Below are 20,734 nucleotides of genomic sequence, written 5' to 3'. Positions count from 1 at the left end.
TCGCGAAAAACGCCCAGGCAACGCGTTCATTCTCGATAAACGTGGTGGCCCTGAGTTCTTCGCGAGCAAGAACTAGGCGTCCCCCTCGCTCCTACAGTGAGTCACTTGCTGACCCGCGCTACATCCCCAACCAGTGCGGCAAGGCCAGCGAGATAAACGGCAAGTACGTGACCATGATCAGGAACACCAACAGGATCATCAGCCACGGCAACGCCGCACGAATGGTCTGCCCCAGCGTCAACCCGGTCACCGCCGAGGTGACGAACAGGTTCAGCCCCACCGGTGGGTGCACCAGGCCGATTTCCATATTGACCACCATCACGATGCCCAGGTGAATCGGGTCGATGCCCAGCTTCATGGCGATCGGGAAGAAGATCGGCGCCAGGATCAGCACGATGGCCGAAGGCTCCATGAAACTGCCGGCGATCAGCAGCACCACGTTGACCATGATCAAAAAGCCAATCGGCGTGAGGCCCTCGGACAGCACCCAGGCGGTGATTTCCTGGGGGATCTGCTCGGTGGTCAGCACATGGGCGAAGAGCATGGCATTGGCGATGATAAACATCAGCATGATCGCCAGGCGCCCGGACTCCAGCAGCACCTTGGGGCAGTCGCGCAGCTTCATGTCCTTGTAGACGAACAACGCCACAAAGGCCGAGTACACCGCCGCCACCGCCGCCGCTTCGGTGGGGGTGAACATGCCGCTGTAGATGCCGCCGAGGATGATCACCAGCAGCAACAGGCCCCAGAAGGCGCGGCGCGCACAGCCCAGCCATTCACCCAACGTCGCCCGTGGCTGGGCCGGCAGCTTCTTGATGCGCGCGACAATGTAGATCGCCACCATCAGCATCAGGCCCAGCAGCAAGCCCGGGATCACCCCGGCCATGAACAGCTTGCCCACCGAGGTTTCCGTCGCCGCCGAGTACACCACCATTACGATCGACGGCGGAATCAGGATGCCCAGGGTGCCGGCGTTGCAGATGATCCCCGCGCCGAATTCCTTCGGGTAACCGGAGCGCACCATGCCCGCCACCGCAATCGAACCCACCGCCGCCACCGTCGCCGGGGATGAGCCGGACAGCGCCGCAAACAGCATGCACGCCAGTACCGCCGCAATCGCCAGGCCGCCACGGATATGCCCGACACAGGCGTTGGCAAAGTCGATCAGCCGCTGCGCCACGCCGCCGGTGGTCATGAACGCACCGGAAAGCAGGAAGAACGGGATCGCCAGGAAGGTATAGGCGTCGGAGGTTTCGAACAGCTTGATCGCCAGGGAACTGACCGAGTCCGGGCTGAACATCAGGATCGACACCGCGCCCGACAAACCCAGCGCAATGGCAATCGGCACGCCGAGGAACATGAACACGAACAACAGCAGGAACAGACAGAGCACGGCCATCAGTGACGCTCCCCATGGCTGCCTGCCAATTTGCTGGCCTCACCGGCCTCGTCAGCCAGCCCCAACCCGACCTGACGGCGGGTAAAGATGCGGTAGAAGATCTCCAGGTAGCGGATAAACACCAGGGCAAAACCGATGGGCACGATGATCACAATGTCACCCACGTCGATACCGAACTGGTCGAGGTCTTCGGCGCCGATATGGGCGGTCATCACCGCGCTGACCCACTTGTAGCTGGCGACCATGAACAGCCCGGCATAGGCCAGGCAGCACAGGCAGGCGAGCATGCCCAGCACGCGCTGCACCGGACGCCGGGTCAGCTTGACCAGCGCGTCCACCCCCAGGTGGCCGGCGGTGCGCACCCCATAGGAAATGCCGAAGAAAATCAGCCAGCCGAACATGGCCTTGGTCAGCGCCACGCTCCAGGTCATGTCCTGGGCCCAGGTCATGGTGTGGTCGCCCAGCGCGCCGAAGAACGTGCTGCTCCACGCCCACTTGTCAGACAGGGCAAAGAACAGCGTGTAGATGTTGTTGAGCATGACGTAAACAAATGTCACCAGGGTCATGGCCGCCAGCAGGAAGGCAATAAAGCCTTCCTCCAGGTGCTCCCAGACGCGCCTTAGCGTTTGCATGGCAAAACCTCGCGAAAGCAAATGAGATGTCAGGGCGGAAACCGGATTCAATGGTTGGAGGCATCCGCCGCCTTGATCAGATCAGCCCCGATTTCCCCTTCGAACTTCTGCCACACCGGCCGCATCGCTTCGCGCCACAACTGGCGTTGCTCGGGGGTCAGCTCGATGATTTCGCTGGTCTTGGCCTCGACGATCTTCTGCCTGGCCGACTGGTTCAGCGCTTCGGCCTGTTTGTTCACCTCGACGGTGACCTCGACCATGACCTGCTCCAGGGTGCCGCGGATGTCCGGCGGCAGGCCGTTCCAGAACGTGGCATTGGTGATGACCATGTAGTCGATCAGGCCATGGTTGGATTCGGTGAAGTACTTCTGCACTTCGTTGACCTTCTGGCTTTCATAGTTCGACCAGGTGTTCTCGGTGCCATTCACGGTGCCGGTCTGCAAGCCCTGGTACACCTCGGCAAAGCTCATCTTGCGCGGGTTGGCACGGATCGCCTTGAACTGCTCCTCCAGCACGCTGGAGGCCTGCACGCGGAACTTCAGGCCACGGGCGTCCTTGGGTTCATGCAGTGCCTTGTTGGCGGAGAGTTGCTTGAGGCCGTTGTGCCAATAGGCCAGGCCGAGGATGTTCTTGCTCTGCATCGAGGTCAGCAGTTGCTTGCCCTCGGCGGCCTGGAAGCGGTCGACGGCGGCCAGGTCGTTGAACAGGAATGGCAGGTCATAGATCTGCACTTGCCGGGTGTATTGCTCGAACTTGGCCAGGGACGGCGCCAGCATCTGCACGTCGCCCAGCAGCAGGGCTTCCATTTCCTTGCCGTCGCCGAACAGTGACGAGTTGGGGTACACCTCGACCTTGACCTTGCCGGGCAAGCGTTCTTCGGCGAGCTTCTTGAACAGCAACGCGCCCTGGCCCTTGGGGGTGTTTTCAGCGACCACGTGGGCGAACTTGATCACGATCGGGTCCGCCGCCTGGGCCAGGCCCGCGGCAAACAAGGTGGCGGCGCAGAACAGCGCCCGAGAAAGCTTGAGCATGGAAAATCACCTTCTTATTGTTGTGTTGTAGGGCAAGGTGCCTGATATGACGCGTGTAGTGAATTTCGAATTTTTGATACCTGCGTTCGGCCACGCCGAACACCAACCTCAAGAAAAATGCAGTTCCCCCTCCACATTTGATTCGGTTCCGTCAGCTATAACTGTGCGAGCAACCGCTGCGCCCGCAACAACACCGGCGCATCCACCATCTGCCCATCAATCTGGTAAGCCCCCGCCCCATGCGCCCCGGCGTCAACCACCCGCCGTGCCCAGGCCAGGTCGGCGGCGCTGGGCGCCAACGCTTCATGGATCACCGCCACCTGCCTGGGATGGATACACAACGCGCCGGCAAAGCCCATTTCATAGGCATGCCGGATCGAACGGCGCAGGCCTTCAGGATCGTCGATGGCCGGGTGCACGCCATCCAGTGGCGCCACCAGGCCAGCCGCGCGGGAATGCACGATCAGCGCCAGGCGTGCCTGGTCGAGGGCGAACTGCGCGGCCGGGGAGTTGCTGCTCAAGTTGAGGTCCAGCGCCAGGTCCAGGCCGCCGAATGACAGGCGTTCGACCTGCGGCGCCCCCGCGATGTCGGCCACCGCCAGCAAGCCCCGTGCGCTTTCTATAATCGGCCAGATCACTTTGCCCGCAGCGGCGACCACCGCCACCTGGGCCGCGCTTTCCACTTTCGGCAACAGCACACCTGCCACGTTGACGTGGGCTTTGCAGAACGCCACATCTTCAAAATGCTCGGCATGTTCCGGCGCGTTGATGCGCACCCACACCCGGGCCTGCGGGTGACTTTGCAGGAACGCCCCGAGGTTATCCCGCGCCTGGCGCTTGAGCGGCTCTTCCACCGCGTCTTCGAAATCCACGATCACGGCGTCGGCGCCACTGGCCAGCGCCTTGGAAAATCGCTCCGGTCGGCTGCCGGGAACAAACAGCGCAGAGCGCACAAGAGGGTTTGGCATAACGGACTTCCTTATTAGATAACGCCGCGCGCGCGCAGGCTGTCGATGGCATCGCCGGAGTAACCGAGCTGCTCGAGGATGCCCTGGCTGTGCTGCCCCAGCGCCGGCACGGCGTCCATGCGCGGGGTAAACGCCCCGTTGCGCGCCGGCGGCAGCAGCGACGGCAGCGGCCCGGCAGGGCTTGCGACTTCACGCCAACTGTCGCGGGCCTTGAGCTGCGGGTGGTCCCACACGCCTTGCATATCGTTGACGCGGGCGCTGGCGATCTGCGCGTCCTCCAGGCGCTGGATCACGGCCTCGGCGCCCAGTTGGGCAAAGCTGTTGACGATGATCTGGCGCAGCACCTCGCGGTTGGCCGAGCGCTTGAAGTTGGCGCTGAAGCGCTCATCCGTCGCCAGTCCAGGTGTGAGCAGCACCTTGTCGCAGAACGCTGCCCATTCACGCTCGTTCTGCAAACCGAGCATCACCGTGCCGCCGTCACCGGTGGGAAACGGCCCATAGGGGTAGATGGTCGAGTGCGCCGCGCCGGCACGCGGGGGTGGAGGCGCACCGTCGAAGGCGTAGTACATCGGGTAGCCCATCCACTCCACCAGGCTTTCGAGCATGCTCACGTCGATGCGGCTGCCCTGCCCCGTCTTGCCGCGCAACAGCAGCGCGGAAAGGATGCCGCTGTAGGCGTACATGCCGGCGGAGATATCGGCGATGGAGCAACCGGCCTTGGCCATCTGCTCGTCACCCGGGCCACCGGTCACCGACAAAAAGCCGCCCTCGCTCTGGATCAGCAGGTCATAGGCTTTCTTTTTCTCGTAGGGCCCGCCTTCGCCATAGCCGGAAATGTCGCAGACGATCAGCCGTGGAAAGCGTGCATGCAGCGCCTCGAACGACAGGCCCATGCGCGCCGCCGCGCCCGGTGCAAGGTTCTGCACCAGCACATCGGCATCCGCCAGCAGGCTGTCGAGGATGGCGTCGGCGTCGTCCTGCTTGAGGTCCAGGGTGAGGCTTTCCTTGGAGCGGTTGGTCCACACGAAATGCGAGGCCAGGCCACGCACGCGCTCATCGTAGCCACGGGCGAAATCACCGGCACCGGGGCGTTCGATCTTGATCACGCGGGCGCCGAGGTCGGCCAGTTGACGGGTGCAAAAGGGCGCGGCGATCGCGTGTTCCAGGCTGACAACGGTGATGCCGTCCAGCGGTCGTGGGTCAGTCATGACAGTTCCTCAGAGCCAGTGGGCCATGGACGCGGCGTTGCGCACATCCCAGACTTTGGCGATCAATGCGGCGGCCTGGGCCGGTGTGCGAGCGTTACTGAACCGGGCGAGGCGCTGGAATTTATCCGCCAGTTCTGCACGGCTCAGGGTGTTGCCCGGGTCGCCCTTGGGCTCGTCGATGGCGCCGTGCAGGGTGCGGCCGTCAACCGTGGTGACGGTGACGCGGCCGAGCCAGCGCTGCGGGTAGGCGCCATCGACCTCGGGGTCGAGGGTCATGCTGACCCTGTCGCGAAAGGCGGCGACGGCGGGATCGGTCAACGCCGATTCATGGAACTCGGTGAGCCCGGCCTTGCCATGCACGGCGATCAACCCCAGCACGGTGCCCATGGAGAACTTGGCCTGATGCACGCTGGTCGGCACGCTTACCCGCCCCAGTACATCGATGGCGCCTTGGTGCACACGGGTTTCCACACGGGCGATATCGACGGCCTCCAGGCCTTCGCGTTGCATCAACGCCAGCAACGCATCGGCGGCCGGATGGGTATGGCGGCACGACGCGTGGAACTTGAACGAGGTCTCCAGCAGCGCCCAACGGCTACCAAGGCCAGCCGATAACTTGCTCGGTTCGGCATCCGTGGACATACCCGCCGCCAGGCCCTGGTCGCCTTCGAGGATATTGCGCGCACCGGTCAGGCCATCCGCCGTCAGGTACGCGGCGAGCAAACCGTCCGCGGCCGCCTTGGCCGTGTGCAGTTGCTTGGAGTCGGCGGCATCGCGCAGGAATTCCCACAGCCCGGCGGCCTGGGTGCCGGCGCTGCCGAGCAGATGGATGAACTGGTCCTGATTGAAATCCAGCAACTTGCCCACCGCCACGGCCGCCGCCAGGGTGCCCACCGTGGCCGTGGTGTGGAAGATGCGGTAGTGGGAGCGCCCCATGAATTCGCCGATGCGGATCCCGGCCTCATAGCCGGCCACCGAGGCCAGCAACACGTCACGGCCGGATTTACCGAGGTCCTGGGCGGCGGCCAAGGCAGCGGGAAACACCACGGTGGCCGGGTGCAGCACCGAGCTGTTGTGCAGGTCATCCTGTTCCACCAGGTGGGACGAGGCGCCGTTGACCAGTGCGGCGAAATACGCGCTGCTGCCGGTGCCATTGACGATCACCTGCGCCGGGCCGCTGCTCGGGCCCATCTTCTGGGCATAGCGCTCGAACAACGGGATCGGGTGCGCGCCCTGGCTGGCCAACGCGGACGCCAGCCAATCCAGGAACAGGTCTTCGGTGCGCGCCAGCACGGGTTCGGGCAACTGCTCGTAGGCCAGGTCGGCCAGGAACCGACACAGGGCTTGGGTATGGCTCATGGGCAGGCCCTCAGAAGCTGCGTGGCAGCTCGAGCAGGTGCTCGGCCACGTAGGACAGGATCAGGTTGGTGGAGATCGGCGCCACCTGGTACAGGCGCGTCTCGCGGAATTTGCGCTCGACGTCGTACTCGCAGGCAAAGCCAAAGCCGCCGTGGGTCTGCAGGCAGGCATTGGCCGCTTCCCAGGACGCCTTGGCCGCCAGGTACTTGGCCATGTTCGCGCTGGCGCCGGCATTCACGCCGCTGTCGTATTCCGCACAGGCGCGCCAGCGCATCAGGTCGGCCGCCTCGACTTCGATATGGGCTTCGGCAATCGGAAACTGCACGCCCTGGTTCTGCCCGATGGGCCGGCCGAACACCACGCGGTCGCGGGCGTAGGCGCTGGCCTTGTCGATAAACCAGCGGCCATCGCCGATGCATTCGGCGGCGATCAGGGTGCGTTCGGCATTGAGGCCATCGAGGATGTATTTGAAGCCCTTGCCCTCTTCGCCGATCAAGCTATCGAGGGGCAGTTCAAGGTTGTCGAAGAACAACTCATTGGTCTCGTGGTTGACCATGTTCGCGATGGGCTGCACGGTCAGGCCGTTGCCGATGGCCTCACGCAGATCGACCAGGAAGATCGACATGCCTTCGGACTTTTTCTTCACCTGTGCCAACGGGGTGGTGCGCGCCAGGAGGATCATCAGGTCGGAATGCTGCACCCGCGAGATCCAGACCTTCTGGCCGTTGATCACGTATTTGTCGCCACGCTTGATCGCGGTGGTCTTGATCTTGGTGGTGTCGGTGCCGGTGGTGGGCTCGGTGACCGCCATGGATTGCAGGCGCAATTCGCCACTGGCGAGCTTGGGCAGATAGAAGCGTTTTTGCGCCTCGCTGCCGTGACGCAACAGGGTGAACATGTTGTACATCTGCCCGTGCACGGTGCCGGAGTTACCGCCGCAGCGGTTCACCTCCTCGAGGATCACCGAGGCTTCGGCCAGGCCCAGGCCGGAGCCGCCGTACTCCTCGGGAATCATCGCCGACAGCCAGCCGGCGTCGGTCAGCGCCTTGACGAAGGCTTCGGGGAAGCCCTTTTCTTCGTCGATCCGGCGCCAGTAGGCCGCGTCGAATGCGGCGCACAAGGCGCGCACGCCGTCGCGGATGGCATTGAGTGCTTCGTTGTCATTCGGGTTCATCTCACGGCTCTCCGCCTGTTGTTCTTGGCTTATTCGAAATGCACTTCAGCGGTCTGCGCCAGGCCATCGGTATTCCCGGCCCACAACGCCGCCGCCCCGGTTTCACTGATGCGACCGCCCACTGCGAACGGCTGCGGCGCAATCAACGGGCGCACGCCGCGATAGGCAAAGCGCCGCACGGTGGCTTCGGGATGGGCGCGGCAAAACGCGCGCAGGCTCAAGGTCGCGATCAGCGGGCCATGCACCACCAGCCCGGCGTAGCCTTCGGTGCCGGTGACATAGGGGTAGTCGTAGTGAATGCGGTGACCGTTGAAGGTCACGGCGCTGTAGCGAAACAGCAGGGTCGGCGTGGGGTCGATGGTTTCCTGCCACTCGCCCTGGGCCAGGGCCTCGCCGCTGCCCGGCTTGGGCGGCGTCGGCTCGCGGTAGACAATGTCCTGTTCTTCGCGGATCGCCAGGCGACCGTCCTGGGCATAGTCATGGCGCACGGTGACAAACAACAGCGAGCCGCTGCGGCCGGTCTTTTCTTCGACCTGGGTGATGGTCGACACGCGGGTTGCCGCCTCGCCGGCCCGCAGCGGGTGCAGGAATTCGATACGCCCGCCGGCCCACATGCGATTACGGTTATCCGCCGGCGGCAGGAAGCCGCCACGGGCCGGGTGGCCGTCGCCGCCCAGGGCGCTTTCCGGCAGCGGGTCCTGGAAGAAGCACCACTGCCACAGCGGCGGCAGGACCGCGCCCTGCTCGGGGACGGCTTCGCCAAAGGTGGCGGCAATGCGTTTGAGCAGGTTATGGCTCAGGTGGTCGTGGGCGGTTTCGCTTCGGCCGATCCAGTCAGTAGCGCTCATCAGGTACAGGTCCTCGGGCAGTGAGTGTCTGCCCCGGATCATGCAAGCGCCGGCCCGTTCTGAGAATTTGCATTTCAATAAACCGGCGTTCGGCTATGCTGAACGCTCTTTCCCCGACATAACACCCGCGCGGCCCAGATCCGTAGGATTTGGGCGGTGTTGGATAGGACGGTATCTACCGGGTTCATTCATACGGGAGTTTTGCATGCACTTCGACCTGGCCGACCTGCGCCTGTTTATCCATATCGCCGAATCCCCCAGCCTGACCCAGGGCGCCAGGCGCGCGTTCCTCTCGCCGGCCGCCGCGAGTGCGCGGATCAAGGCGCTGGAAGGCCAGCTCGACACGCGCCTGCTGTACCGTGACAGCCGTGGCGTAGAGATCACCCCTGCGGGCGAACGGCTGCTGCACCATGCGCGGTTGATCATGCGCCAGGTGGATTACCTCAAGAGTGAGTTCACCCAATACGGCGTGGATTCCGCCGGGCATATCCGCATCTTCGCCAACACCACGGCGGTCACCGAGTTCCTCCCGGAGGTGCTGGCCGGCTTCCTGTCCCAGCGCCCTGGCGTGACCGTCGACCTGCAGGAGCGCTTGTCCCGCGATATCGTGCGCGGCGTGCTGGATGGCACCAGCGACATGGGCATCATCGCCGGCCCCGTGGAGGCGGCGGGTTTGCAGGTGCTGCACTTCAGCACCGACAAACTGGTGCTGATGGTGCCCGTCGGCCACGCCTTGGCCGATCAAGCCTCGGTCACCCTGGAACAGACCCTGGCCTATCAGCATATCGGCCTGCATGAAGGCAGCACCTTGCTCAGCTTCCTGCGTGAACACGTCGAGCGGTTGGGCAAGCAGTTGTCGCTGCGTATCCAGGTGTCGAGTTTCGAGGCGATTTGCCGGATGGTCGAAGCGGGCGTGGGCATCGGCATCATCCCCGAGTCCGCCGCCGTACGGCACAGCCGCACCATGCAACTGGTGGCGGTGACGCTGGATGAGCCGTGGGCGATTCGTGAGCGCAGTATTCTGGTCAGGGAGCTTGAGGCACTGCCCGGCACCATACGGGCATTGATTGCCACGCTGATGCCGGAAACGGTCAATGCAGGGTGAGGTTGTGCTGGCTGGCGTGGTCGAGGTTGATGTGGCTCAAGCGGCCTTGATCATCGAATAACAGCCAGTCCGTCCCCAGGCGCCGCGCCTGGACTTGCGCTTGTGGCCAGTGCAGGCTGACGCAGAGCCGGTCGCTGGCGCGATGAATGAAATGCCAACGGGTCGCCTCTTCCTCCACGCCATAGCGAATCAGCAGCCAGTCCTCGAACAGGAATGGCCAGACCGTTTGATCCCACTCCTCCTCCCGCAGGTTGCCGGGCAAACGATAGCCCTTGCGCGCCCCACCCTGCTTCAGGACGAGGACCGGCGGCCCTTCGCTGTCGTACTTGATCAAGTATTGCGCCGCCTGACCGGTTGCACTGGGTAGCCCGAAATCCGCTTCTATGACATCGATTCCAGGGTCGCGACTGATCAAGCGACGCTCCGGCAAACGATAATGCCAGAGCGCCAGGATCCCGCCCATTTCCAACAGCCACAAGTATTCGTTGTGCTGATCCGTCTCGAGGGCATGCACCCGTGCCGTTAGATCGCCCACGTGCCATAACGTTTCAAACCCACGATCGACGTCCACCACCCTCAGTTCCCGGTCACGGCCGACGGTCCAGGCAGTGCCGTCAAACACCTTGGCAAATACGTCCAGCGCCAAGACACCAAGGTCCGTGGCCGTGCGGCTTACCAGGTCCAGCTTGCTGATACGCCACAGCCGGTCTCGACGCGTCAGCGCCAAGGCCACTTGGCGGCTGTGGCCGATGACAATCTGCTGCGCCGGCACCGCAAAATGAAACAGCGTCTTGCCCTGCGCATCCACCACCAGCGCGCCGGCCTCGCCCAGCCCCAACAGGTAACGCTCATCGTGCAGGGGCACGGCATCCAGGATCGGCCGATTGCCCGCCGCCGGTGCGGACCACTCCAGCGTGCTGCCCACGCGGTCCAGCGACACAACGGCTGGACGTTTCAGCGCCTGGCCCGGCAAGTCCGCCTGAAGCAATTTATCCCGACTCATTTTGACCAGCGCCTGCAACTGATTGAAGTTCAGACGCCCGTGCCCACTGAACTGGTCGGCAAGAATCGCGTGCACGGTAGCGCCTGCCAGCCAGGCCAGGGCCGAGGATTGGGCTTTATGTTCCAGCAATGCCTCGGCCAGGGCGGCGCGCTCGCTGCCGCGCGCGGGGTCGTCACGCACGTCTTCGACCCATTCGCCGTACGCCTCCAGGGTGTCCGGCAGCAGGATGGCGCGCTTGACCAACGCGCCAATGGCCAGGCGCCCACCGGCCGCTTCGGCATTGAGCAGCCATTGCGCGGCGCGTGGGCGTTCAGCCGGCAGGCTCCAGATCACATCGACCGCTTGCAGCCACAACCCCTTGGCGATCAACGCTTCGGCCCACTCCAGGCGCAGGCGGTCGGCGGTTTCCGGTGATTTGGCCTGGAGCATCAGCACCGCATCGCCGAAGGCATCGTCACGGCGCGCCACCAGCAAGGCGCGCTGCCAGTTCTCGGCCAGGCACAACAGGCGTACGATCACCCCAGGTGGCATATCCCAGGCCAGGGCGAGGTCGGCGGCTTGTTGATAGCGCGCGTGTTTTTCCAGGTAATCGAGGGCCTGCTGACGCTCCTTGAGCAACTCGGCGAGGATAAACACCGCTTCTTCAATGCGCCCGGCGCGGTCCAGGCGCTCATAGCTCTGGCGGTAGACCTGGCGCAGGTGCTCGGTCATCCCCTCTTCGAAGAACATCGAACGGCTTGCCCCGTTTTGCCGGTCCAGGGCCAGGTCCTGGCGGCGTTGGGGGGTTCCAAAGCTCTGCTCGTCACCGGACTGCTCACCATTCAAGGGAATGGCATGGCGCAAGGCTTCTTCGAAATTGCCGTCCTCGAACATCTCGAGCATCCGCCGCACATAAGCAGCCTGACGCTTGCCATACAACGTGGACAAGCGCGAATGCAGGGTCAGGCGGGTCAGCCAGCGGCGCCACGCAGCGGGTTTGTGCCGGCGCGGTTCGCTGCGCGCAGCGATGCCAGGGGCGACCGGTGCTGCCGGTGTACCCGCCCCTGGCGCCCGCCCACGCCGCAGGGCTCGGTTCAGGCCCCATAAAAAGCCGGTCAAGAACAGCCCACCGACCAACGTCACGCCGACCACCGCAAAAACCTGGTCGCTGCTCAGCGTTGGCATGGGTGTCAAGGGCGCGTGCTGACCCTGGTTGGCCATCCACAGCACAGCAGTCACCAGCGCCAAGGTCGCGCCAAGCTTGAGTGCCGGGAACGAGGCTGGCTCGCGTGAGTCCCACTCGCCGTTGCCAGCCGCGGTCGCTTTGGCCGGCGGGCTCTTCGGCGCATGGCGCTGACGTTCGATCAGCGCCTGCATCACCCCTTCCCGCTCCGGGCTGACGGGCCCCAGTGCCCCGCCGAGAATCTCACGCACATCGGTGACCCGCAGCGGCGGCACCGGTTCCAGTACCGGTGCATGGCAGTCGAAGGTATCCAACAGTGTGCAGGCGCTGATATCCAGCCACTGCCCAGGCGCCAGCAACTGCGCATCGCGCAACTGCAAGGCCTGCACCTGGCTGCCACGCACCAGCCACAGGTCGGCAGCCGGCAAGGCCCGCAGCTCCTGCGGGTCGAGCAGCGCGGAGGACAAACCACGGCCCTGGCGCACCAGCGGCCAACCGACCAGGGTTTCGCACAACACCGATTCAGGCCGCGCGAACTGCAACACATCGCCGTCGGCAAAGCGGTAGGCACAGGCGCCGGGCTGCCAGTATTCGAGGATCAAGCCGGCGCGCTCGTGCAAATCCAAGCGGTCGCTGGAAAACCACAGCCCATCAATGTGTTGATGCCCCGTCAGCAGCGGGCGCCTGATCAGCATTGCGTCCTGTTCAAGCATGCTCACGCTCATGGGTTAACAACGCGACCTGATTACACAGCACTTGCAGGCGCATGGCACGCTCGGGCACCGAATACACCAACAGTTCACGGGCGCTGGTGATAACGGCAACCAGGCCACTCATCGGGCAGAACGTTGCCCGCGCAATCGCTGCCGAGGTGGTGAACAGCACACGCTGCTGCCCTTCGATATACAAATCGACGGTGTGCTGGTTCGGGCCCAGCAGTACCAGCGCGTGCAGTTCCTGGGGGCCAACCTCATGGTGCAGGCCGATGGCCTTCCAGCCGGGGGCCAGGTCGATCTGGGCTTTTTTCGAGGGGAAGCTGTCGTGGGTGACCACGCGCCAACGTTGGCTGCCAAGATTATCGGTCAGCAGTGCACAGCCGCCAAAGTACTGCCGCCAATAGGCGGTGCCTGCAAACAGCACCTGGCTCACGCCATTGGCCGCACCCACCGCGTAACCACCGGACCTCAGCCCATCGCCCGTAGCCGCATACACGACGACTTGCCCGCCTTCACTGCGGGCGTAGGCCAGGGTCAAGGTGTCGACCTGGGCCAGGCCGATGACATTGTCGGTGATCTCGCAGCCCTCACGCGCCGGAGCGCGGAGCACCGCGCCTTGCCAGCAGGCGAGCCGGCCCTTGCTGTCCAGCAGGTAGAGCCGTTCGCTTTTCTGACTGCGCAACCACACCGAGGGCAGGAACGTCGCGGTGCCTGGAGGAAGGTGCAGTCGTTCGGCGGGTGGTTTGTCGATCGGGGCAATGCCCGGTATGTTCCAGAAGCTCAAGGTGTTGTCACTGCTGAGCACCGCGCCCAGGCTGCGGTAGTGAAAGCTCATGCTCAGCGCGCGTTGGTGGCCTGACCACAGGCGCCGACGCACCTCGAGGGATTTTTTCTGGTTCCTCGACGGCAGCTTGATCACCACCATTGCGGTTTCATCCAGCATGCGCAGGGCGACATGGCTGCCGGAGCCTGAGATCACCGGCGGCAAGGTCAGGACCACGCGCGGCACCACACCAGTCTTGGTGGCGGGCGGTGCCTTGACCTCGTGATCGAACTGCCCTTTGAGCAATTGCACCGCGTGCTGCGCCTGCGGCATCGGCAGCAACACCCGTCGCGTCTGGCCTGCCTGCAACTCAAACGACAGGCTACGCCCATCCAGGCTGCGCTTGACCTGGACCCGGTGGCTGCAATGCCTGGCGTCGGCGACCGGCAAGCGTTGCCCGACCATCCAGCATTCACCCACAGGACGATCCTGCGCGGCCATCCAGTCGCGCCAGGCATACCAATGGCTGTCGCTCACCCCTTCATAGGTGCGGGCGTTAAGCAGACGCTTGATCTGTGCCGGCGAATCCAGTTCATGCAACACCGGCGGGCCTTGCAGCAGCCCCCAACGCAGCTCGGCGCCCGCCTCTTCGGCACGCCGCGCCAACAGCATCAGCAATGCGATATGCACCAGGCGTGCGGCCCCCAACTGCAAGGGACCGGCGTCGAACAGCACCACCATCAGGCGGTTGGCCTCACGGGCACGGTACTGGGGCGCGAGGAACATATGCTCGCCCCCCACCGCACGGCGGAGAAACTCATCGGGTACCTCCTCTGCCAGCAACCATTCACTGGAGAGCAGACGCTCATAGGGGCCACGGCGTTGCAGGTCGCCCAGGCCATCAGGCTCCGGCACACCGCCTTGTTGCCTGCCCCGCAGTGGGCCGAGCAGCGGGTTGAGACGGCCCAGCAGATCGGCGAACACTGGCAGGTGCTCGGGCGCAAACCATTCCAGCCACTGCCGCCAGGGTTGCAGGGCATCAGGCAGTTGCATCGGGCATCCCCCAGTGAGCAGCGATTCGCCGCAAATGATCGGGGCTGACGGGCAGCAAGCGATCCAGCGGCACCACGGCCTGCGGTTCACGCCACAGCAATAACGGCGAACGTTTGAAGCGTGCCGCCAGGGCCTGGCCCAGCACATCTACCGCAGCTGTCGGCTCCCAACTGGTGGGCAACCACAGCCCTGGCGCGACATCTCCCGGTGCGGCGTAGGCCACCCCGTCGACCCAGGGCAGGTCAACACCGGCGCCGGTAACCACCAGCACTTCACCGCTGGCCGTGGCTTGCAGTCGCGCAGCCTGTTCGTCCGGCAGCTGTAACAAGCGCGCGTGCAGAAGCCGAGCAGCGTCACCCCAGGCGACAGCGGCCTGCGGCTCGGTCGGTACCTGCCGTGGGCGCCAGGTCCAACGCTGCAACGCTGCACTCATGGCGTGGGCGTCAGCAGTCGCGCCAATTGCCCGCGTACCTGTCGCAACGGCTCAGGCAGGGTCTGGCTGTTGAAGTTGGCGTCAATCTCGCGCAGCAGGCCTTCCAGCGCCGGGCTCGCCGGTGGCTCGGTGCGTGCCAGGTAATCTTCGGCGGTTTCCAACAGGCGATTGAATCGTGACATCGGCTGCAAGGTGGCTTCCTCCACCGCACTGAACAAATGACGGTTACTGGAGGCGGCAAACAGGTCGCGCAGCACTTCACGACCGTGTTGCTGGCTTTCCTGGGTCGGCAGCACGTACAGCAGCGGCCACAGGTCGGCATCGCTGGCTTCCAGGCACCCGCCCAGCAAGGCAGCCGCTGCGATCAGCCGTTGAGACTTGACGATACGCCGGTCCGATAACTGAATGCCGGCTTCACGCAGGCGGCGGATAGCCTGGGCCAGTAACGGACGTACGGGGTTGAGGTCAACGTTTTTCAGCGCATGGCCAAGGGTGTCCAACTGGGTCAAACCGAGCAACTGCTGCACCGGCCGCTGTTCCGACTGCCAGCCACCCGCGAGCATGGCCTCCAACTGGTTATCCGGCACCGACTCGACAAACAGGTGCAACAGGAAACGATCCCCGAACGCCGCCAGCGCTTCGTCGTCCGGCAGGCCGTTGGCAGCACCGACACACACGCGCAGCGGGCATTGGATCTGGGTGTGTCCACGGCGAAAGCGGCGCTCGTTAAGCACGCCCAGCAGGGTGTTGAGGATGGCGGTCGAACCGAGGAAGACCTCATCGAGAAAGACGATATCGGCTTCCGGCAGCATGCCGCTGACGTCGGTTTCGACGGTGCCTTCGCGCAGTTTCTTCAAGTCCACCGCACCGAACAATTCCGAGGGTTCGGTAAAGCGCCCCAGCAGGTATTCGAAATAACGCCCGCCCATGGACTGCGCCACACGCCGCACCACGGCACTCTTGGCGGTGCCAGGTGGCCCGATGACCAGGATGTGCTCCTGAGCCACGGCGGCCAATACAATCAGCTCGGCCAGTTGCTCACGCCCGACCAGGCCTTCGGTGGCCGCACGCACGGCATGGCGAATTTGCGCGGCAGCGCTGTGCAACTCAGCAATCATGGGTGTCTTCCCTGAAACCAAAGCAAGGAATCTTGCCTGAGGCTAAGGTATTAGCAAAGCGTTGTTACATAAACCCAAGAGGAGTCAGCCCCGATGCAGCTTGAGGGATCCTGCCACTGCGGCGCCGTGACGTTCAGCCTCACCAGCGCCCACCCGTACCCTTACCAGCGTTGCTATTGCTCGATCTGCCGCAAGACCCAGGGCGGCGGCGGTTATGCGATCAACCTGGCCGGGGATGCCAATAGCTTGCAAGTGCGCGGGCGCAAACAGATTTCGATCTACCACGCCCGGCTCAAACCCGAGGGCGCCAGCCGTGCCCATGCGAGTAGCGCCGAGCGGCATTTCTGTTCGCAGTGCGGCACTGCGCTATGGCTGTTCAGCCCGGAGTGGCCGGAGCTGATCCACCCGTTTGCCTCGGCCATCGACACGCCGTTGCCAGTACCGCCGGCGCATACGCACCTGATGCTGGGCTCGAAGGCGCCGTGGGTCGAAGTCAGCGTGCGCAAAGGCGACCTGCAGTTTGATGAATACCCCGAAGAGTCCATCGCGCAGTGGCATGAACGCCATGGGCTCAGCCGTTAACAGTCTTTGACAGTTTCCCGACAAAGCTCGCAAAGATTGTTGGACGGCCCTTCCCTAGCATTCGAGCATCCAAACAGCCATTCGGGTGCTCCTCATGTTTCGCAGATTGCGCGGTATTCCGCTGCTGGGTTGCCTGCTGGGCAGCCTCGGTTGCCATGGGCAACCGCCGGCACCGCCGCCCATTCAGAAGGGTGACTACGGCGCGATCATCCGCTACCTGCAAGCCCGCATTCCCCGGGCGATCGCCCAAGAGCATATCGCCGGCCTGTCGATTGCCCTGGTCAATGGCCAGGAGCTGATCTGGGCCCAGGGCTTCGGCCTGGCCGACAAGGCCCGGGGCGTGCCGGTCACGCCCAACACCGCGTTCCGTGCCGGTGGCATTTCCAAGCTGCTCACCGCCACGGCCGCGCTGCAATGTGTGGAACAACAGCGGCTGGCGCTGGATGCGCCGATCCAGCAGACCTTGCGCGAGTTTTACGTGCGCTCGCGCTTTCATGACGACCAGGCCGCTGCCGACCGCGCTGTGACCCTGCGGCGTTTACTCAGCCACCAGTCCGGCCTGCCCAGTGAACACCTGCGTGACCTGCACAGCACCTACGCCATGGGGCAGATGCCGATGCGCGTGTCGGGGGTTTGGCTGAGCAGCCCGCCAGGCTCGCAGGTGGCGTATTCCAACCTCGGTTATGCCCTGGTGGGCGCGGCCATCGAGCGCAGCAGCGGCAAAAGCTTTGAAGCCCAGTTGCAAAACAGCCTGCTCAAGCCGCTGGAAATGAACCAGTCGAGTTTTGTCGGCACCGCCAGCCAGCAGGCGTTCCGCGCCCTGGGCTACACGGACGGCGTTGCCAGTACCGATGCCCCGGTGCGCGACATCGCCGCCAGCGGCCTGTGGGCCAGCCCGAAAGACCTCGCGCATTACGTGCACATGCTCTTCGCCCAAGGCGTCTACAAAGGCAACCGCGTGCTGGGCAGCGCTTCGATCGACGCGATGTTCACCCAGCAGAACACCGGCAATGCGCTGGACTTCGATTGCCAGATGGGCCTGGGCTGGTTCCTCGCCCCATGCGGTGACGAACCCGTCGGCCCCGGTATACGCACCTACCAGCACAGCGGTGGCGGCGATGATTTTGCCGCGCAGTTGAGCCTGCTGCCCGACCAACAACTGGCCGTGATCATCATGGCCAATGACAGCAACGCCGAAGACCTGGTGGCCGGCCTGGCCACCGACACCCTGCGCCTGCTGCTCCAGGCGCAAACCGGCCACGCCGTCTGCGCCGACGACTGCCAGGCGCCCAGCCACGGCCTGAAACTGCGCCACGTGCCGGCCGCCATCGACCGCAGGCGCCTGGCCGGCTTCTACGCCACCGCCTGGGGCGTGTTCCGGATCAAGGATGACGATCAGCGGCTGTCGGGCGAGTTGGCCGGCTACACCTTCGAATTATTGCGCGACGACGATGGCTGGTTGCGCGCGCAGAAGAAAGTGCTCGGCTTCTGGCTCAAGGACCTCGGCGAACTGGGCCGCGTGCAACTGGACGTGATCAGCGTGCAAGGCCGCCAGATGCTCACCGCCCGCAGCCACGGCCAGCGCGTGGCTATCGGTGAGCGCATCGAACCGCCGCCCTTGCCCTCGGCCTGGGCCGACACCATCGGGACCTATCAAGTGCTCAACACCCATGAGCCGGACGCCCCCCTGAGCGGCATCAGCGTGCGCCTGGAAGACGGCTTCCTGGTGATCCGCGGCCAACTGCACGACGAACCGCTGACCGACTACATCCTGCTGCCCATCGACAACGCCCATGCCGTCCTCGCCGGCAACGGCTATGGCCTGGGCGATACGGTGAGCCGCCAGATCAACGGTCTCAGCGCTTCGGGCTACGCCTTCAAACGCACCCGCTCCCCTTATAAACCCTTGGCCTTCTAACCCCCTTATGTGTTCAAAAACCCTGCATCTGTCGCTCTCTTCACAGTGCCTGCTGGATGTGCAATACCTGGCGGATGACGCAGGCGAGAGCCCGATTGTGGGGCGTCGTTAGCAGGCGTCGGTGATGGGGCTGGAATACACCTTTTGACAGGGTAAGCCAGTCAAAAAATGTGGGAGAGGGCTCGCCCCCCCCCCCACATTTGATCTCCACAGCATTCAAAATGTATTACTCGGCATACGCCCACGTCATGCGAAACGACGCCCCGCCCCACTCCGAATCCATCACGTGCACGTGCCCGCCATGCCACTGCGACACCCGCTGCACCAGCGCCAGGCCGAGGCCGAAGCCGCCGGTGCGGCGGTCGCGACTGGCATCCAGGCGCATGAAGGGCTGGAAGATCCTGGCCCGGCCGTCCTCGGGCACGCCGGGGCCGTCGTCACACACACGCACTTCGTAGCCCTCGCCGAACTTCACCAGCGACACCTCGACCCGGCGCTCGGCATAACGGATGGCATTGCGCAGCAGGTTGATCACGGCGCGGGCCATGAAGCGCGGCTCGATCTGGATAAAGTCGACCTCGCAGGTACGCAACGTCAGCTGGATACCGGCCGCCTCCGCCTCCAGCGCGACGCTGCCGATCACGCTGTCGAGCCAGCTGTGGGCCTCGATGCGCTCGCGGGTGACCTGAGTGGCGCCGCGCTCCAGGCTGGCGTAGGTGAGCAGCTCGGACACCATCTCCTCCAGCTCGCCGAGGTCGGCGTACATATCGGCGATCAATTCGCCCCGCTGGCGCGGGTCGGCCTGTTGCTTGAGTTGGTCGAGTTCGAACGATAACCGTGCAATCGGTGTACGCAGTTCGTGGGACACCGCATTGGTGAGTTCGCGCTGGTTGGCGATCAGGCTTTCGATGCGCTCGGCCATCTGGTTGAAGTGCCCGGCCAGCGCACGCACGGTGGAGCTGCGCGGCAGCAGGATGCGCGAGCCGAGGTCGTTGTCGCCGAAGCGCTGCGCGGCCAGGCGGATATGTTCCAGGTCGCGCCAGTGCGGGCGCACCCAGAAATACAGGACGATGGCCAGGCACAGCCCGAGAAAACCGTAGGCCCACAGGTATAACCACTTGGGCTCTTCCGGCAGTTTGATTTCCAGCAGTTGCGGGCCACCGTCGATGGCCGTGAGAAACTCCATAAAGTCGCCGCGCACCACCAGCAAGCCCTGTTCCAGAAGCTTTTGTTCGCGCTCGGTGAGGGCCTGGGCATCCTTCTGCACCAGCTTCAGGCGCAGGCCGTAGTGGGACTGCAACTCGGCCAGCCGTGCGGCGCGCTGCGCCACGGGCAACGGCCGCAATTGCTCCACCAAGCCGTATGCCGGGCCACGCATGGCTTCGCGGTTATAGGTCTCGTTGGCTTCGGGGAGCAGTTCGTCGAAGGTGTAGTTGACCAGCCAGATCGCCCCCGCCAGGCCGATCGCCAGAATCACATACAGGCGCAGAAACAGGCGCAGCATCTAGACCTCCCACGCAAACGGATTGAACAGATAGCCCTTGCCCCAGATGGTCTTGATGCACACCGGCTCACGGGGGTTGTCGTTGAGCTTGCCGCGCAGCTTGCTGATGTACACGTCGACGCTGCGGTTAAGGCCGTCAAAGGCAATGCCGCGCATGCGGTTGAGGATGTCGTCGCGGGAAAGAATCTTGCCCGCGCTGCTGGCCAGCAACCACAGCAGCTCGAACTCCATGGTGGTGAGGTCGATCTGCTCGTCCCCCAGGCTGACCACCCGGCAACTGCGGTCAATCGCCAAGCGGCCGAACGCGAGGGCGCCGCGCACCGTCGGCTCGGGCGCCTGGCGACGTTGCAGGGCGCGCAGGCGTGCCAGTAGTACCGGCGGCTTGATCGGCTTGATCACATAGTCGTCGGCACCCGACTCCAGGCCGAGGATATGGTCCAGGTCGTCTTCCTTGGCAGTGAGGATCACAATGGGAGTGTCGGACACCGTGCGGATCTCGCGGCACACATGCAGGCCACTCTGGCCCGGCAGCATCAGGTCGAGCACGACAATCTTGGGTTTGAAGTCGAGGAACGCCGCCAGGGCTTCATCGCCGCGGTGCACCACGCGGACCTCAAAGCCATGCTGTGACAGAAAATGCGCGATCAGCCCTGCCAGCTTCTCGTCGTCCTCAACGAGCAGGACCTTGCCCAGACCCAGGTTTTCCATAAGTTCTCAGTGTGCAAAGACGGATTGAAGAGCGGGCATTATAGGTGGCA

Annotated in this window: 17 protein-coding genes; 3 read left to right on the top strand and 14 right to left on the bottom strand. The window is 64.2% G+C overall.

Features of this window, described 5'->3' with window-relative positions; all coding sequences use genetic code 11:
• Nucleotides 1-118: 118 nt before the first annotated feature.
• The 8 genes from dctM to PspCFBP13509_RS19530 form a co-directional block, all read right to left on the bottom strand.
• Nucleotides 119-1,399 (bottom strand): C4-dicarboxylate TRAP transporter large permease protein DctM, encoded by a 1,281-nt coding sequence (gene dctM / locus PspCFBP13509_RS19565; protein WP_065928024.1) that lies wholly within the window; start codon nt 1,397-1,399, stop codon nt 119-121.
• Nucleotides 1,399-2,031 carry a TRAP transporter small permease gene (locus tag PspCFBP13509_RS19560; protein ID WP_065928023.1) on the bottom strand — a complete coding sequence of 211 codons (633 nt, stop codon included), beginning with the start codon at nt 2,029-2,031 and terminating at the stop codon, nt 1,399-1,401. Before PspCFBP13509_RS19560 ends, dctM begins: the two co-directional genes overlap by 1 nt.
• Nucleotides 2,032-2,078: 47 nt before the next feature.
• Nucleotides 2,079-3,062 carry a TRAP transporter substrate-binding protein gene (locus PspCFBP13509_RS19555; RefSeq protein ID WP_065928022.1) on the bottom strand — a complete coding sequence of 328 codons (984 nt, stop codon included), beginning with the start codon at nt 3,060-3,062 and terminating at the stop codon, nt 2,079-2,081.
• A 155-nt stretch (nt 3,063-3,217) separates the two neighbouring features.
• Entirely contained in the window at nt 3,218-4,030 is an 813-nt protein-coding gene (locus PspCFBP13509_RS19550; protein ID WP_074846965.1) for an HpcH/HpaI aldolase/citrate lyase family protein, read from the bottom strand.
• Between the two features lie 14 nt (nt 4,031-4,044).
• Nucleotides 4,045-5,238 carry a CaiB/BaiF CoA transferase family protein gene (locus PspCFBP13509_RS19545; RefSeq protein WP_137212548.1) on the bottom strand — a complete coding sequence of 398 codons (1,194 nt, stop codon included), beginning with the start codon at nt 5,236-5,238 and terminating at the stop codon, nt 4,045-4,047.
• 9 nt (nt 5,239-5,247) lie between these two features.
• A complete protein-coding gene (locus PspCFBP13509_RS19540; RefSeq protein ID WP_065928019.1) occupies nt 5,248-6,597 on the bottom strand; it encodes an MmgE/PrpD family protein in 1,350 nt (449 codons plus the stop codon).
• A 10-nt stretch (nt 6,598-6,607) separates the two neighbouring features.
• The gene (locus PspCFBP13509_RS19535; RefSeq protein ID WP_065928018.1) at nt 6,608-7,771 is read right to left on the bottom strand and encodes an acyl-CoA dehydrogenase family protein; all 1,164 of its coding nucleotides are present in this window, start codon (nt 7,769-7,771) and stop codon (nt 6,608-6,610) included.
• A 29-nt stretch (nt 7,772-7,800) separates the two neighbouring features.
• A complete protein-coding gene (locus PspCFBP13509_RS19530; RefSeq protein ID WP_065948315.1) occupies nt 7,801-8,619 on the bottom strand; it encodes an FAS1-like dehydratase domain-containing protein in 819 nt (272 codons plus the stop codon).
• A 205-nt stretch (nt 8,620-8,824) separates the two neighbouring features.
• On the opposite strand from PspCFBP13509_RS19530, the gene PspCFBP13509_RS19525 reads away from it, so the two are divergent.
• Complete coding sequence (locus PspCFBP13509_RS19525; RefSeq protein ID WP_065928017.1) at nt 8,825-9,724, top strand: LysR family transcriptional regulator; 900 nt, start codon at nt 8,825-8,827, stop codon at nt 9,722-9,724.
• On the opposite strand, the gene PspCFBP13509_RS19520 is transcribed toward PspCFBP13509_RS19525, so the two are convergent.
• The 4 genes from PspCFBP13509_RS19520 to PspCFBP13509_RS19505 are packed head-to-tail and all read right to left on the bottom strand — an operon-like array spanning nt 9,711 to nt 15,972.
• Nucleotides 9,711-12,602 carry a bpX6 domain-containing protein gene (locus PspCFBP13509_RS19520; protein ID WP_137212547.1) on the bottom strand — a complete coding sequence of 964 codons (2,892 nt, stop codon included), beginning with the start codon at nt 12,600-12,602 and terminating at the stop codon, nt 9,711-9,713. The genes PspCFBP13509_RS19525 and PspCFBP13509_RS19520 overlap by 14 nt on opposite strands.
• The gene (locus PspCFBP13509_RS19515) at nt 12,595-14,421 is read right to left on the bottom strand and encodes a hypothetical protein (protein WP_137212546.1); all 1,827 of its coding nucleotides are present in this window, start codon (nt 14,419-14,421) and stop codon (nt 12,595-12,597) included. The genes PspCFBP13509_RS19520 and PspCFBP13509_RS19515 overlap by 8 nt, the downstream gene beginning before the upstream one ends.
• Nucleotides 14,408-14,854 carry a bpX5 domain-containing protein gene (locus PspCFBP13509_RS19510; RefSeq protein ID WP_027608539.1) on the bottom strand — a complete coding sequence of 149 codons (447 nt, stop codon included), beginning with the start codon at nt 14,852-14,854 and terminating at the stop codon, nt 14,408-14,410. Before PspCFBP13509_RS19510 ends, PspCFBP13509_RS19515 begins: the two co-directional genes overlap by 14 nt.
• Nucleotides 14,851-15,972, bottom strand: a complete 1,122-nt coding sequence (locus PspCFBP13509_RS19505) for an AAA family ATPase (RefSeq protein ID WP_137212545.1) — start codon at nt 15,970-15,972, stop codon at nt 14,851-14,853. The genes PspCFBP13509_RS19510 and PspCFBP13509_RS19505 overlap by 4 nt, the downstream gene beginning before the upstream one ends.
• 93 nt (nt 15,973-16,065) lie before the next feature.
• Between PspCFBP13509_RS19505 and PspCFBP13509_RS19500 the strand changes: the two genes are divergently transcribed.
• Both PspCFBP13509_RS19500 and PspCFBP13509_RS19495 read left to right on the top strand, forming a co-directional pair.
• The gene (locus PspCFBP13509_RS19500; protein WP_137212544.1) at nt 16,066-16,554 is read left to right on the top strand and encodes a GFA family protein; all 489 of its coding nucleotides are present in this window, start codon (nt 16,066-16,068) and stop codon (nt 16,552-16,554) included.
• 94 nt (nt 16,555-16,648) lie between these two features.
• Nucleotides 16,649-18,472 (top strand): serine hydrolase domain-containing protein, encoded by a 1,824-nt coding sequence (locus PspCFBP13509_RS19495; protein ID WP_137212543.1) that lies wholly within the window; start codon nt 16,649-16,651, stop codon nt 18,470-18,472.
• Between the two features lie 226 nt (nt 18,473-18,698).
• Here the strand turns inward: PspCFBP13509_RS19495 and PspCFBP13509_RS19490 are convergent, their stop codons facing one another.
• Nucleotides 18,699-19,976 (bottom strand): ATP-binding protein, encoded by a 1,278-nt coding sequence (locus PspCFBP13509_RS19490; protein ID WP_137212542.1) that lies wholly within the window; start codon nt 19,974-19,976, stop codon nt 18,699-18,701.
• Complete coding sequence (locus tag PspCFBP13509_RS19485) at nt 19,977-20,684, bottom strand: response regulator (protein WP_065928008.1); 708 nt, start codon at nt 20,682-20,684, stop codon at nt 19,977-19,979.
• Between the last annotated feature and the right edge of the window lie 50 nt (nt 20,685-20,734).

The sequence above is a fragment of the Pseudomonas sp. CFBP13509 genome, from assembly GCF_005233485.1.
GTDB lineage: Bacteria > Pseudomonadota > Gammaproteobacteria > Pseudomonadales > Pseudomonadaceae > Aquipseudomonas > Aquipseudomonas marginalis.
This window is presented reverse-complemented; position numbering and strand designations above follow the sequence as displayed.

Excerpts from the sequence above, each read along its gene's own strand:
- PspCFBP13509_RS19505 (WP_137212545.1), bottom strand. The coding sequence starts at position 15,972 with ATGATTGCTGAGTTGCACAGCGCTGCCGCGCAAATTCGCCATGCCGTG.
- PspCFBP13509_RS19560 (WP_065928023.1), bottom strand. The coding sequence starts at position 2,031 with ATGCAAACGCTAAGGCGCGTCTGGGAGCACCTGGAGGAAGGCTTTATT.
- PspCFBP13509_RS19530 (WP_065948315.1), bottom strand. The coding sequence starts at position 8,619 with ATGAGCGCTACTGACTGGATCGGCCGAAGCGAAACCGCCCACGACCAC.
- PspCFBP13509_RS19485 (WP_065928008.1), bottom strand. The coding sequence starts at position 20,684 with ATGGAAAACCTGGGTCTGGGCAAGGTCCTGCTCGTTGAGGACGACGAG.
- PspCFBP13509_RS19515 (WP_137212546.1), bottom strand. The coding sequence starts at position 14,421 with ATGCAACTGCCTGATGCCCTGCAACCCTGGCGGCAGTGGCTGGAATGG.
- PspCFBP13509_RS19555 (WP_065928022.1), bottom strand. The coding sequence starts at position 3,062 with ATGCTCAAGCTTTCTCGGGCGCTGTTCTGCGCCGCCACCTTGTTTGCC.
- dctM (WP_065928024.1), bottom strand. The coding sequence starts at position 1,399 with ATGGCCGTGCTCTGTCTGTTCCTGCTGTTGTTCGTGTTCATGTTCCTC.
- PspCFBP13509_RS19525 (WP_065928017.1), top strand. The coding sequence starts at position 8,825 with ATGCACTTCGACCTGGCCGACCTGCGCCTGTTTATCCATATCGCCGAA.
- PspCFBP13509_RS19550 (WP_074846965.1), bottom strand. The coding sequence starts at position 4,030 with ATGCCAAACCCTCTTGTGCGCTCTGCGCTGTTTGTTCCCGGCAGCCGA.
- PspCFBP13509_RS19510 (WP_027608539.1), bottom strand. The coding sequence starts at position 14,854 with ATGAGTGCAGCGTTGCAGCGTTGGACCTGGCGCCCACGGCAGGTACCG.
- PspCFBP13509_RS19500 (WP_137212544.1), top strand. The coding sequence starts at position 16,066 with ATGCAGCTTGAGGGATCCTGCCACTGCGGCGCCGTGACGTTCAGCCTC.
- PspCFBP13509_RS19540 (WP_065928019.1), bottom strand. The coding sequence starts at position 6,597 with ATGAGCCATACCCAAGCCCTGTGTCGGTTCCTGGCCGACCTGGCCTAC.
- PspCFBP13509_RS19535 (WP_065928018.1), bottom strand. The coding sequence starts at position 7,771 with ATGAACCCGAATGACAACGAAGCACTCAATGCCATCCGCGACGGCGTG.
- PspCFBP13509_RS19520 (WP_137212547.1), bottom strand. The coding sequence starts at position 12,602 with ATGCTTGAACAGGACGCAATGCTGATCAGGCGCCCGCTGCTGACGGGG.
- PspCFBP13509_RS19545 (WP_137212548.1), bottom strand. The coding sequence starts at position 5,238 with ATGACTGACCCACGACCGCTGGACGGCATCACCGTTGTCAGCCTGGAA.
- PspCFBP13509_RS19490 (WP_137212542.1), bottom strand. The coding sequence starts at position 19,976 with ATGCTGCGCCTGTTTCTGCGCCTGTATGTGATTCTGGCGATCGGCCTG.
- PspCFBP13509_RS19495 (WP_137212543.1), top strand. The coding sequence starts at position 16,649 with ATGTTTCGCAGATTGCGCGGTATTCCGCTGCTGGGTTGCCTGCTGGGC.